This is a genomic window from Labrenzia sp. PHM005 (assembly GCF_006517275.1).
Classification (GTDB): domain Bacteria; phylum Pseudomonadota; class Alphaproteobacteria; order Rhizobiales; family Stappiaceae; genus Roseibium.
Genome location: NZ_CP041191.1, coordinates 4,745,051 through 4,757,222, shown reverse-complemented (window position 1 = coordinate 4,757,222; position 12,172 = coordinate 4,745,051). Strand labels below are relative to the sequence as shown.

Sequence of the window (12,172 nt, the reverse complement as noted above, 5' to 3'; positions counted from 1 at the left end):
CTTCTGCCGGAATCTGCTCAGCGGCGAATAGAAATTCACTGTGTATGGGCGACCTGCCATTTGTACCGCTCGTCGTTTCAGGTGGTGGGTTTATGATTGCGCTCGCACAGCGGGAAATTCTTGGCGGCTTCTTAATCGGTTTCCCGAATTGTCAGAAAACAGTATTGGTAGTTGTGCGCAAAAATGCACGTCTTGATGGCGTCTCAACTCTGTTCTCTTCCCGGTCAGTGGTTGTGTTGACATCACATACATAGTCTTCGGCGACCTAGTTTCTCCCGCTGAAGGTTAGGCCTCATGTACACTAACAAATCGAAACTTCTGACAGCTGTGGCAGTCGGTTTGCTGTCAGTAAATGTGTTTTCTTTGCCTGTCAAAGCTGCCGGGATTACAATCATTGCAACCGAAATTGAAGGGTTGCACCAGGGAGACGGAAAGGGGTTCTATGACGAGGTCCTCACCTCCATGACCTCGAGTTTTCCCGTGGCTTTGAAGGTTCTTCCTCCCAACAGAGCCGCAATTGAATTCGAACGCTGCGAGAACTGCTGCCTGTCGCCTGCAAATAAGAACACCGACTTTTATGACTATCCTGCGGACTATCTAGTGACAACTGCAATGACCGAGGCAAAAGTTTACATATGGACGGCTCCAGGGTCGGCACCGGTCAACTCGCTTTCTGATCTTGCTGGCAAAAAGGTTGGAGCGCGGCATGGGATGACCTATGGCAATGCGGTCGAGAGTGCTGGAATAAAGTTTGATTTGGCGTCTACAATCAATCAGAGCATTAAAAAGCTCGAGGTCGGTCGTCTGGATGCTTTTATTGCTTATGTACTGGACGCTTACACGACCTTTGAGGAGATGGGAAAAGAACCATTTCCGCATGACAAGGCAAATCCAGTCGCCGTTCATGATGACAGTGTACTGTGCAAACCAACTTCTGAGACGGAAGTTTTTGTTCGTGAGTTCAATGCCCACTTGGCCAACATGGAATAGCTTATGTTCCTCCGGAGCTTAAAATATTTGTAGGATTTTCAGCTCCGGAGACTGGGGTTGGGTCATACGCTGCTAAAGCGTGCTCAGTATCGCCCGGGTGCTGCCGGAAATCGGCATAGGGCGCCGGGTGTGCCGATCCACATGGATGTGTACGAACCGGCCATGGGCGGCCGTCGATTGGTCTTTGCCGGAAAACAAACCTACCCTGAAAATCACTGAGCTTTGGCCGAGTTTTTCGATTTTGAGCCCGGCCGACACGACGCTCGGAAACAACAGTTCGGCAAAATAGTTGCAGCTTGTTTCGGCAACCAGAAAGACGGTCTCGCTGCGCGCCGGGTCGAGCAGGCCGTTCTCTATGTACCAGCTGTTCACCGCCGTATCGAAGTAACTCAGGTATTGAACGTTATTCACATGTCCATAGATATCCACATCCATCCACCGGGTGGGGATATCCAGGAATGTCTTGAATTCTGACCGGTCGAGCGGCTCCGGGCGGGAGGCTTGCTGAGGGGCTTGTGCCGTCATAGAGCCGCCTTGTAGATATTGAAGGCATCGGTCTCGGTGAGATCCCGGGGGTTGTTCACCAGAAGGCGGGTTTGTTTCATGGCATCCGCCGCCATTTTGGGAAGATCTTCGGCCGAAATTCCCACTTCGCTTAATTTGGTTTGAAGACCAAGTTTTTGTGTCAATCCGCCGAGCCGTTTGGCGAATGCATCAGCGCGGTTTTCAACATCCGAAACATCGATCAGATCAGGAAACAGAACCGGAGCGAGTTCCGCGTAAGTCTTTGCTGCGACAGCGTTATTGAACTCAAGAACATGCGGCAAGACCAGAGCATTTGAAAGGCCGTGCGGCACATGAAACGTACCGCCAATCGGGTAGGCGAGGGCGTGAACGGCGGCAACTGGTGAATTGGCAAAGGCCATGCCGGCGAGCATGGAGCCGAGCAGCATGCCGCCCCGAGCCTGTTCGTCCGCAGGCTCAAAGACCGCCTGTTCGATGTTCGCGCCGAGAAGCTTCAGAGCTTCGACTGCCAGCGTCCGGGAGACCGGATTGTTGTTGGCCGATTTGGACGCATAGGCCTCAATGGCATGCACCATGGCATCGACACCGGTTGCGGCTGTGACATGGGCGGGCAAGCCAAGCGTCAACAAGGGATCGAGAACAGCAAGATCCGGCAAGAGGAGCGGGGAGACAACACCACGTTTTTCATCTTCGCCGACCGTAATAATCGAGATGGGCGTGACTTCCGATCCGGTGCCGGCGGTGGTTGGAATAAGGATTAAAGGCAGGCGAGGGCCTTTTGCGTTGCCGATGCCCCAGGCGTCATCCAGATCTTCACCGCTGCCCAAGAGCAGAGCAACCAGTTTGGCCACATCCAGAGAGGAGCCGCCGCCAAATCCGATAATGGACGTCGCGCCATGCTCTCCAGCAGCCGAAACAGCGTCATCAATCAGTTTTTGCGGTGGATCAGCCACAACATCTGAGTAGCAGCCGAGGGTATGGCCTTTATCGACCAGGCTGGTTTCACATCCAGAGTGAAGACCGAGGGAAACAATACCCGGATCTGTAACCAAAAACGGCCGATTGCCCAGAAATTCCGCTGCGTGGTCTGCGAGCTTGGCCGCCGCACCATTTTCAAAAACAATCCGCTGGCTGGTGTTGAATGTGAATGCCCCGATCATATGCCCTCCCGATTTTTGCCAAGTGTGCATACCTCAATACCATTCGTCGAGTGGCAATTGGTCAGAAAACCCTCTGCAAATCGATATGACGTGGGGGCATTAGCACCTACCCATGCATCTTGGCGCCTTTGGAGATTTTGTCGGCGATCTTTTTATCTGTGTGAAAGGCAAGGCCGACAACCTTGGCGTCATCTGGAGAATGTTTGGCAAAAACATTGCGGTTGGCGCTGTCATGGCCGGTGGAAAACATTTCTTCGATATAGAGGCTGGACGGTACATTGCGGTCCAACGTGCGGTGATGGATCTTTTTTATCGTATCTGCATTGGCGGTCAGAACGATAATCGGTTGCACACTCATCGGATTGTAGACATTGCCGGCGGCGTCTTGATAGGTTTCGCCGATCAGCTCTGGTTTGCTTGCTGTGACGCCGGTGGATAGAAACGCCGTCACATTCAGCTTTTGCCAGGCGGCAAGGTCTTCGCGAACGACAACGACGAATTTGGTATCAAACATGAATGGAAACTCCACACGGGGATTTCAGAAGCAGGATCTGACGGGGAGTCTAGAAAATGAACTCGGTCAGGATCTTGAACGTTTGTGCAATATTGACCGAGATGAGATCCGCACAGCCCAGCCTGAGGCGGGTATCGAACGGATCGAAGCCAAGTTTCACGGCAACGGGTTTTCCTTTCACCGCCATGACACCTATGCGATCGGATTGACCGTCAGCGGTATTCAGCGATTCAAATACCGGGGTGAAGAACGGGCCTCTGAACCCGGCCAAGTCATCGTCATTCATCCAGATGAACTGCATGATGGTGGTGCGGGGACGGACACCGGCCTCAGGTACCGGATGCTCTATATTCCGCCGGAGCACATTGCAGAGGCGCTGGGTGGATCGGCCCTGCCGCATGTTCCAACACCCGTGCTCTCTGACCCCGCCTTTCAGCGCAGCTTGGTCGAAGCTTTGGACGACATTGATCAGGAAATGGGCGATCTCAAAGTGAGCAGCCTCTTATCCGATCTATCCGCCTGCTTGAAACGCTTTTCGGACGACAAGAGTGTTTCCAAACGCTCGCTTGACTGGCCCGCCTTGAAAAAATGCGCGGAGTTCTTGAAGGAAAATGCGTCTGATCCGGTGGTCTCCGGGAACTTGGAGGAAATCGCGAACCTGGATCGTTTTGCGCTTGCCCGACAGTTCCGCAAGGCCTTTGGAACAAGCCCGCACCGATATCTGGTGATGCGGCGCCTGGAGCAGGTGAAACAGGAGCTGGCCGGTGGCGAAAGCCTCGCGAGTGCTGCTGTGACAACCGGTTTTGCCGATCAAAGCCACATGAGCCGGCATTTCAAACGCGCTTACGGAATGTCGCCCGGCAAATGGCGGCACCTGAATGCCGCCAGGCAAACTTAGAGCGTCTTCGGCCCAAACTTGTTCGACCGCGGGAAACCGGTTGGCGGCAGGCGTCCGGCCTGGCCACGATCACCGCGCCATTCGGCAAGGTCTTCCAGTGAACGGGTGAAGCTGCGCCCGGAACTGTCGGTCCAGGTGAGACCGGTCTCTCCGGCAAAGACCCGGATGTCGGACACATTGCCATCACGGTAGCGCTGCAGGCGCACACCCCGACCACGGGACATCTGCGCAATTTGGGCCAGCGGGAACACCAGGAGTTTCCGGTTTTCGCCAATGATCGCAACGTGATCGCCGCTCGCTTCGACGCACAGCGCCGCTTCGGTCGGCGCCGTCATGTTCAGAACCTGTTTGCCCTTGCGCGTGTTGGCGATGACGTCGTTTTCGCTGACGACAAAACCACGCGCTTCGTTGGTGCTTAACAGCAGGTTCCGGCCCGGCTTGTGCACAAAGGCACTGACGACATCTTGGGCCTCGTCCATCTCCACCATGAGACGGATCGGTTCCCCGTGCCCGCGCCCGCCCGGCAGGCGGTCGGCGCCCAGCGTGAAGAACTTGCCGCCGGTGGAGAACACCAGGATCTTGTCCGTGGTTTCTGCATGGAAGGACAGTTTCAGCTTGTCGCCCTGTTTGAATGACAGGCTTGATAGGTCGGCCTGATGGCCTTTGAGTGCCCGGATCCAGCCCTTTTCGGAGATGATCACCGTGATCGGTTCTTTTTCGATCATCGCCTGCTGGATATCGACAAGGTCTGCTTCCGGCGCTTCCGCCTTATCGGTGCGGCGTTTCCCAATGTCCGTTTCCGGGCCATAGACCTTGGCAATCTCGCCGATTTCCTTGGAAATTTTTGTCCACTGGCGGGCATCGGACGCAAGCAGTTTGGTCAGGCCGTCTTTTTCTTCCGAGAGCTTGTCATGTTCCTTGCGGATTTCCAGCTCTTCCAGCTTGCGCAAGGAGCGCAAGCGCATGTTCAAGATTGCTTCGGCCTGAACATCGGTCAGCTCAAATGTCCGGATCAGTTCCGCCTTGGCATCGTCCTCTTCGCGGATGATGCGGATGACTTCATCCAGGTTCAGATAGGCGATCAAATAGCCTTCCAGAACCTCCAGGCGGTGGTTGATCTGGCCGAGCCGGTGTTCAGAGCGGCGGACCAGCACCACCTTGCGGTGATCGAGCCATTCGCGCAGAACTTGCTTGACGCCCATCACCATCGGCACCTTGCCCATGGACAGAACGTTCATGTTCAGCGAGAACCGGTTTTCCAGATCCGTCAGCTTGAACAGGGATTCCATTAGCAAGTTGGCATCGACGTTCTTGGACCGCGGCACCAGAACGATGCGGAGGTCTTCAGCCGATTCATCACGCACGTCATCAAGCAGCGGCAGCTTGCGTGCTGTCAAAAGCTCGGCGATCTTTTCAATCAAGCGTGATTTCTGGACTTGATAGGGGATTTCGGTGACGACAATCGCCCACTGACCGCGGCTAAGTTCTTCCACTTCCCAGCGCGCGCGGACACGGAAACTGCCGCGCCCCGTCGCATAGGCTTCGCGGATCGAGCCTTGGTCGGAGACAAGCAAGCCGCCGGTCGGGAAATCCGGGCCCTTGATGTGCTCCAGGAGCTCATCGACTTCGGCGTCGGGGTTCTTGATCAAGTGCTGGCAGGCGTTGCACAGCTCAAAGGCGTTGTGCGGCGGAATGGAAGTCGCCATGCCCACAGCAATGCCGGACGAGCCGTTGCCAAGAAGGTTCGGGAACCCGCCGGGAAGGACGATCGGTTCGCGGTCTTCACCGTCATAAGTCTCGCGCCAGTCGACTGCGTTCTCATCGAGACCATCCAGCAGACGCTTGGCCGTGTCGGTCATGCGCGCTTCGGTGTACCGCATCGCCGCCGCGTTATCGCCATCGATATTGCCGAAGTTGCCCTGGCCGTCGATCAGCGGGTAGCGCTGCGCAAAATCCTGCGCCAAGCGGACAAGCGCGTCATAGACTGCCTGGTCGCCATGCGGGTGATATTTACCGATCACATCACCAACAACACGGGCGCATTTCTTGAAACCCTGGCCAGGATCCAACTTGAGTAGGCGCATGGCGTAGAGAAGGCGCCGGTGCACCGGTTTCAGACCATCGCGCACGTCGGGCAGGGCCCGGTGCATGATGGTCGAGAGAGCATAGGCGAGATAACGCTCTTCCAGCGCATCCTTCAGATTTATGCCTTCAGTGCCGCTTGGCGGTGGTGTGACTTCTTTTCCCATACTTGCTTGCTACCGGGTTCGGCGAATGAGTTCAATCAACCGGGACGCTTATCCGCGCAAAAACGGCAGATTTTCAACGGATTTCAGCATCATGCACAGGCAACAGTCGCTGCGTGTTGGGAGGATGTGCGAACGCATATGGTGATCGTCGTTGTCCGTGTTGGTGTTTTGGTTTTGGATGCGACTATTAGTTGTTTTTTTACCGTAAAAATAACAATAAAAACGCATTATGGTGTTTTTAACACCTTGGATCGAGGGTGTTTGAGAAGTTGCCCGAAGTATAACGAGCAGGATTGTCGACCATTACCGATATGAACAGAGTTTATGGTCCTTTTTCTGGATTAAAGTCCGCACTGTCCATTTGGTTGCTGGATGATAGCCAGGACATTGAAGTTGCAAAGGCGCAGTATGAATCGACGCGGCGCCAGGCCCCATATCTCTACATAATCCGTTTCATTTGCGCCTGGACCATAGCGGTCACGCAGATAAGTTACGCGCCGCTTTGGCTGGTTCTGATCTATCCGATTTGCACAACCGCCTGGTCCTATTGCCGCATTCGCCGTCTTCGGTTCAAACCAGAGTCGCCTCCTAGAACTTTGGAGGCATTGATTGTTTGGCGGAAGCGGACCCAGATCATCGCAGCCCTGGCTCCCTCGATTTTTACAATCTGGGCTCTTGTCCTGTTTTCTTATGGTACTGCGTTTTCGCAGGTTCAGATTTTTCTGACGATCCTCGTTGGTAACTTGAGCGCCTTGTTCAGCCTGACGCATTTGCGCTCAATCGCGGTCACCAATGCAGTCTCCAGCACGGGCATCTACACACTTTTCTTCAGTTGGTACGGAGACCCGGCTTATCAGTTGATGGCGCTCTTTGGGGTGTCGGTTACGTTCTTAGTGGCGCTCATAGAAATGAACACCTATCGGGACTTCATTTCGCTCATCAAGACCGGCACGCGCTTCAAGGAGCAAAGCCATTATCTGGAGCAAAAACATCGGGAAACCGAGAAGCTCAATGCGTTGAATTATCAGCTCGCCACCACAGATCATCTGACTGGTGTCGCAAACAAGCGCTTTTTCCGGCAAGAGCTTGAACGGGCGCTTCGGGCTGCAAATAAAACAGGAGAGCGTTTCGGCCTGTGCATCTTCGACATCGGCGGGCTGAAATCGATCACTGAGATTTACGGGCTGGATGCAGGAGATCAGGTGTTAAAGGAGGTTGCCCACCGGTTGGCCGGCCTGGAAATCGAGGGAGTGTTTGTTGGCCGTGTCGGTGGCGACGAGTTCGGCTTCTTCGGCACCTGCGATCCAGAAAAATATCAAAGGGTGAAAGCGGCATTTGAGCGGTTGATTGAGATGCCGGTTGAAACCAAACAGGGGCGGTTCCGTCCCAACTATTCCGCCGGGATAGCTCACTCCAATGGTGCTGTTACAAGCGCAACGGAATTGTTTGAACGAGCCGATTTTGCCCTATCCACCGCCCGGGAAAACCGCAAGGGAACCTCTGTTTCTTATGATGCTTGCCTTGATGCCCGGCGGTCCCGGGACACTGAGATCCTGTCAGCGTTGCTCGATGAGGAAGCCAGGATTGGTCTCCACCTAGCCTTTCAACCGATCGTCGATATCCGAAGCAATTTGATCCTGGGTGTCGAGTGCCTTGCCCGTTGGCATCATCCGCAACTTGGCCATGTCTCGCCTATCGATTTCATCCCGCTCGCCGAAAGATCCGGTGTGATCAATCATATCAGTTTGGATCTGTTCGAAAAAGCCCTGTCTCAAGCCAAGACATGGCCGGAAAGCCTGCGATTGTCGTTCAACCTGTCGGCATCCAATCTGTCTTCGAGAGGGTTCATCGTTGAATTCCTACGGATACTCAAACGATCGGGAATTGACCCACAGCGGTTGAGCTGTGAAGTAACCGAAACCTCAGTTCTGTGGGACTTCAAGGAGACACGCCGTGCGCTCGACACCTTGAAGGAAGCAGGTGTCCGGATCTCGCTGGATGATTTTGGAACTGGGTATTCCAGCCTGTCCCATGTGCACAGTTTGCCACTTGACTGCATTAAGATCGACCGCAGTTTTGTCTCGGGTCTTTGCCCGGGAAGCACTGGCTACGGCATTGTGAAATCGCTGCTGGTACTCAGCCGGGACATGGGGATCTCCTGCGTGGTCGAGGGCGTTGAGACTGAAAATGAACTGCGGGTTTTAAAGGAACTTGGTGCATCATTCGTCCAAGGTTATCTCTTCTCAAAACCGTGCAACGGCCCAGAACTGGCTCAACTGCTTGCAACAGGACTTGCGGATCGGGCTGAATCTTCAATCGACGGGCTTCCAAGAGCCAGCTGATCTAGACTAAGCGTCAGAAATTCCAAGGGAATTCAGATCTGTAGCGTTTTTCCAGCGCGTTGGTAAGAAGCGTGCGCGTGCCGTTGTCAGTGATGTTGCGCTCACTGAGCTGGCGGTCGAGAAAAAAGCCTGTGAGCTGAAAGCCTTGCGTGATGTCAGTCCAGGTGAGTTCACTGCCCTTTTGACGCTGGCCGTCCAGCAAGAAAGCGGGCAGGGGCAACAGTTTGTCGTGGTACGGCAAGCCTGCATCCCGGCTGACGGCCCGCGCAGATCGAGGCGAAACATAGATCAGATCTTCTTCTGTGCCTGTGGCGGCACAAGAGGCCAGGTCGAGTCCAGCGCCGAGCTCTTGCAGGAGTTCCAGCTCAAACCGGATGACGAGCGCTGCGGCGGCATCTGCTGCGTCTAGATGATCGAGGACCACGTTGAGCGCTGAATAGATCCGCGGGTAGGGATGACGTTCCGGAAGAAGACGGACGAGAGAGGCTAGATGCTGAACGGCGGCAAGACCAATGCTGCTAGCCATCAGATCAGCCGCACGCGCTGTCACGGGTTCGATCTGGAATTGGCCGAGATGGTCGGAAAGCCGCGCTTTCCAGGTCAAGTCAAGTTCATTGCCAGGCTGCAGCGCAGGCCGGTGCCGTTTTGAACGGCCGCCGCGCACAAGGCCGAGGTGACGGCCACGCTCGGCGGTCATCACTTCCAAAATAACATCGTTTTCGCCGTGTTTGCGGGTGGTTAAAACCACCCCATGTCCGCTCCATTCCACCGGTGGATCCTTCGCTAAGGTCGGCGCCAGAATGTGCCGGATTCGGATCGATCGGCAAATTATTTTGGAAATTCCAGGCCCATTTCCCGGTAGCGTTCCGGGTCATTGGCCCAATTCTCACGGACCTTGACGAACAGGAACAAGTGCACGGGGGCTTCGATGATTTCGGAAATCTCGCTGCGCGATGCCTGAGATATCTGTTTGATCGTCTGGCCCTTCTTGCCTAGCACGATGCTCTTCTGGCTGTCCCGCTCCACATAGATCGTCTGTTCGATCCTGGCCGAGCCGTCTTTCTTGGTTTCCCAGCGTTCGGTTTCGACCGTGGAGATATAAGGCAGTTCCTGGTGCAGGCGCTCGAACAGTTTTTCCCGTGTGATTTCAGCGGCCAGAATACGCAAAGGCAGATCAGACGGCTGGTCTTCCGGATAAAGCCAGGGGCCTTCCGGGATTTTGGTTGAGAAATAGTCCAGGATCGCCTGCGTGCCGTCACCGGTCAGTGCGGAGATCATGAATGTTTCTTCAAACTCAATGTGTTCGTTGGCCGCTTGCGCAATTTTTAAGAGTTTTTCGCGGTTGGCCACATCGGTCTTGTTCAGGATCAGGACTTTTGGTGCCGATTGCCCTTTGAGGCGTTTGAGGATGGATTCCACCTCCTCATCGATGCCTTTGCGGGCATCGATCAAAAGGGCGATGACATCGGCATCGCGCGCACCGCCCCAGGCCGTATCGACCATCGCCCGGTCGAGCCGCCGTTTGGGCTTGAATATCCCAGGGGTGTCGATGAAGACAATCTGGGCCGTGCCGTTCATGGCCACACCGCGTACGATGGCGCGGGTGGTTTGCACCTTGTGAGTGACAATGGAGACCTTGGTGCCGACCAGCTGGTTGATCAGCGTCGATTTGCCGGCATTGGGCGCACCGATCAACGCGACAAAACCGGCCTTGGTGTCGGACGGCATGGCGCCGAGCGGATCGGGTAGGGGAATGTCAAACCGGCCTTGCAGCGGCACGAACTCGGTGCCGTCCTCGCAATCTACGTCAAAGTCGTCCGGTTCGTTCGAGGTGTCGTCGCTCAAAGTTTCTTAGTCCTTCCAAACGCCTTCCCGGCGCAGCACCGCTTCGGCGGCGTTCTGTTCGGCGATCCGTTTCGATCCGCCTTTGCCTTCACCGTTCTTCAGCCCCTGAACCAGTACCGCGACCGTAAAACTCGGGGCATGGTCGGGGCCTTCCCGTCCGCTGACCTCATATCGCGGCGTCGGCAGGCTCTTCGACTGGGCCCATTCCTGCAGCGTAGTCTTGGCGTCTCGCAAGGGTCCGGTCCACGATAACATACGCGGCTCCCAAAGGCGCCGGACGAAGTTGTCTGCAGCGTCAAATCCGCCATCGAGGTAAATCGCGGCGATCAGTGCTTCGCAAATGTCCGCCAGGAGGGCGGTCTTTTGGCGCCCTCCCGTTTGGGCTTCGGCCTGGCCAATGCGCATGGCATCGCCGACACCGAGTTCCGCTGCGATTTCCGCGCAGGTTTCCCGTTTGACCATATGATTGAAGCGGCGGGCGAGCTCCCCTTCATCGGCTTTGGGGAAATGGTGATGCAGCATGGATGCCACCACAAGCCCCAAGACCCGGTCGCCCAGGAATTCCAGCCGCTGGTAGCTGCCGGTCACGGTATCAGCCGGATCCAAGGCGCTGGCGTGCGTCAACGCAACCCGGAGCAGCTCCAGGTCGTTAAAGTCATGTTGCAGCGCTGCCTTCAGCGCTGCGATCGGATTTTGCTTTTTTTCTTTTGTCATCTTTTGAGGCCCGTCTGCATACAGCGGACGCTGCCTGTCCGAAAGTGTGAGGACTTAAACCTGGCTTAGAGCCCGCGGCCGATCCGGCTCCAGCGCACGGTCCAAGGCCACGTCCAGATTTGCCAGGCTGGTGTGCCATCTCCTATGGAGAAGAACAGGACCTCAGCGCGGCCAATGAAATTCTCATACGGGACGTAACCAACGCGGCTCAGCACGCGGCTGTCGATGGAATTGTCCCGGTTGTCGCCCATCATGAAATAATGGCCTTCCGGGACCTTATATTCCCGGGTGTTGTCCAGTTGGCCGCGATTGGTCAGGTCGAGCGTTTCGTAGCTGACCCCATTGGGAAGCGTTTCCCGGTAGCGGGGCACACGGCGGACAGCCCCGGAAGGTGATTGTTCGATATAGTCATCGATCTGTTCGCGCGCGACGGCTTCGCCATTGATATGAACCACGCCGTCGATCATCTGGATGGTGTCGCCCGGCAGGCCAATCACCCGTTTGATGTAGTCGATGGAGGTGTCAGTCGGCAGTTTGAAGACGGCAATATCGCCGCGCTGCGGTTCAGCTTCCCAGATCCGGCCGGAAATAGGTGCCAATCCAAACGGGAAGGAATATCGCGAATAGCCGTAGCTGTATTTCGACACAAACAGATAGTCGCCGATCAGCAGCGTATCCTTCATCGATCCGGATGGAATGTTGAAGGGTTGGAACAGGAATGTCCGGACCACAAGAGCGATCAGAAGTGCCTGGATAATGACCTTAACTGTCTCGTAAAGGCCACTTTCCTTGTCTTTTCCGTTTTCGGTCACGCTCATGCTGTCCCTAAAAAATTGTAGAATCCGCCGGGTCCGGCGGCTGGATACGGGCCACTCTTAGCCTTTCGGGCGGGCAGGTGCAATGCACGCGTTTGTATGTCTTCTTCCGGGTTTGGA

Annotated in this window: 11 protein-coding genes; 3 read left to right on the top strand and 8 right to left on the bottom strand. The window is 55.4% G+C overall.

Annotation, left to right across the window (positions count from 1 at the left end):
* Nucleotides 1-294: 294 nt before the first annotated feature.
* Complete coding sequence (locus FJ695_RS21535; protein ID WP_141187354.1) at nucleotides 295-990, top strand: transporter substrate-binding domain-containing protein; 696 nt, start codon at nucleotides 295-297, stop codon at nucleotides 988-990.
* Nucleotides 991-1,062: 72 nt separating this feature from the next.
* Here FJ695_RS21535 and FJ695_RS21530 read toward each other — a convergent pair whose 3' ends face one another.
* The 3 genes from FJ695_RS21530 to FJ695_RS21520 all read right to left on the bottom strand — a co-directional run bounded on the left by FJ695_RS21530 (nucleotide 1,063) and on the right by FJ695_RS21520 (nucleotide 3,189).
* Entirely contained in the window at nucleotides 1,063-1,515 is a 453-nt protein-coding gene (locus tag FJ695_RS21530; protein ID WP_141187353.1) for a thioesterase family protein, read from the bottom strand.
* Nucleotides 1,512-2,675, bottom strand: coding sequence for an iron-containing alcohol dehydrogenase (locus tag FJ695_RS21525; protein WP_247653702.1), 1,164 nt, complete (start codon nucleotides 2,673-2,675; stop codon nucleotides 1,512-1,514). The genes FJ695_RS21530 and FJ695_RS21525 overlap by 4 nt, the downstream gene beginning before the upstream one ends.
* A 106-nt stretch (nucleotides 2,676-2,781) precedes the next feature.
* Nucleotides 2,782-3,189, bottom strand: a complete 408-nt coding sequence (locus FJ695_RS21520; RefSeq protein ID WP_141187352.1) for a DUF2000 family protein — start codon at nucleotides 3,187-3,189, stop codon at nucleotides 2,782-2,784.
* Between FJ695_RS21520 and FJ695_RS21515 the strand changes: the two genes are divergently transcribed.
* Nucleotides 3,188-4,087 carry an AraC family transcriptional regulator gene (locus tag FJ695_RS21515; protein WP_141187351.1) on the top strand — a complete coding sequence of 300 codons (900 nt, stop codon included), beginning with the start codon at nucleotides 3,188-3,190 and terminating at the stop codon, nucleotides 4,085-4,087. The two genes, FJ695_RS21520 and FJ695_RS21515, sit on opposite strands and share 2 nt — an antisense overlap.
* Here FJ695_RS21515 and parC read toward each other — a convergent pair.
* Nucleotides 4,084-6,336, bottom strand: a complete 2,253-nt coding sequence (gene parC / locus FJ695_RS21510) for a DNA topoisomerase IV subunit A (protein ID WP_141187350.1) — start codon at nucleotides 6,334-6,336, stop codon at nucleotides 4,084-4,086. The genes FJ695_RS21515 and parC overlap by 4 nt on opposite strands.
* Before the next feature lie 293 nt (nucleotides 6,337-6,629).
* Between parC and FJ695_RS21505 the strand changes: the two genes are divergently transcribed.
* The gene (locus tag FJ695_RS21505; RefSeq protein WP_141187349.1) at nucleotides 6,630-8,678 is read left to right on the top strand and encodes a bifunctional diguanylate cyclase/phosphodiesterase; all 2,049 of its coding nucleotides are present in this window, start codon (nucleotides 6,630-6,632) and stop codon (nucleotides 8,676-8,678) included.
* A 13-nt stretch (nucleotides 8,679-8,691) separates the two neighbouring features.
* Here the strand turns inward: FJ695_RS21505 and recO are convergent, their stop codons facing one another.
* The 4 genes from recO to lepB all read right to left on the bottom strand — a co-directional run bounded on the left by recO (nucleotide 8,692) and on the right by lepB (nucleotide 12,055).
* A complete protein-coding gene (gene recO / locus FJ695_RS21500; protein ID WP_141187348.1) occupies nucleotides 8,692-9,447 on the bottom strand; it encodes a DNA repair protein RecO in 756 nt (251 codons plus the stop codon).
* 59 nt (nucleotides 9,448-9,506) lie between these two features.
* Complete coding sequence (gene era, locus FJ695_RS21495; protein WP_168206551.1) at nucleotides 9,507-10,406, bottom strand: GTPase Era; 900 nt, start codon at nucleotides 10,404-10,406, stop codon at nucleotides 9,507-9,509.
* Between the two features lie 123 nt (nucleotides 10,407-10,529).
* The gene (rnc, locus tag FJ695_RS21490) at nucleotides 10,530-11,237 is read right to left on the bottom strand and encodes a ribonuclease III (protein ID WP_141187346.1); all 708 of its coding nucleotides are present in this window, start codon (nucleotides 11,235-11,237) and stop codon (nucleotides 10,530-10,532) included.
* A 65-nt stretch (nucleotides 11,238-11,302) separates the two neighbouring features.
* A complete protein-coding gene (lepB, locus tag FJ695_RS21485) occupies nucleotides 11,303-12,055 on the bottom strand; it encodes a signal peptidase I (RefSeq protein ID WP_141187345.1) in 753 nt (250 codons plus the stop codon).
* Nucleotides 12,056-12,172 lie beyond the last annotated feature (117 nt).

Excerpts from the sequence above, each read along its gene's own strand:
- FJ695_RS21535 (WP_141187354.1), top strand. The coding sequence starts at position 295 with ATGTACACTAACAAATCGAAACTTCTGACAGCTGTGGCAGTCGGTTTG.
- FJ695_RS21530 (WP_141187353.1), bottom strand. The coding sequence starts at position 1,515 with ATGACGGCACAAGCCCCTCAGCAAGCCTCCCGCCCGGAGCCGCTCGAC.
- FJ695_RS21525 (WP_247653702.1), bottom strand. The coding sequence starts at position 2,675 with ATGATCGGGGCATTCACATTCAACACCAGCCAGCGGATTGTTTTTGAA.
- FJ695_RS21515 (WP_141187351.1), top strand. The coding sequence starts at position 3,188 with ATGAATGGAAACTCCACACGGGGATTTCAGAAGCAGGATCTGACGGGG.
- FJ695_RS21520 (WP_141187352.1), bottom strand. The coding sequence starts at position 3,189 with ATGTTTGATACCAAATTCGTCGTTGTCGTTCGCGAAGACCTTGCCGCC.
- parC (WP_141187350.1), bottom strand. The coding sequence starts at position 6,336 with ATGGGAAAAGAAGTCACACCACCGCCAAGCGGCACTGAAGGCATAAAT.
- era (WP_168206551.1), bottom strand. The coding sequence starts at position 10,406 with ATGCCGTCCGACACCAAGGCCGGTTTTGTCGCGTTGATCGGTGCGCCC.
- rnc (WP_141187346.1), bottom strand. The coding sequence starts at position 11,237 with ATGACAAAAGAAAAAAAGCAAAATCCGATCGCAGCGCTGAAGGCAGCG.
- lepB (WP_141187345.1), bottom strand. The coding sequence starts at position 12,055 with ATGAGCGTGACCGAAAACGGAAAAGACAAGGAAAGTGGCCTTTACGAG.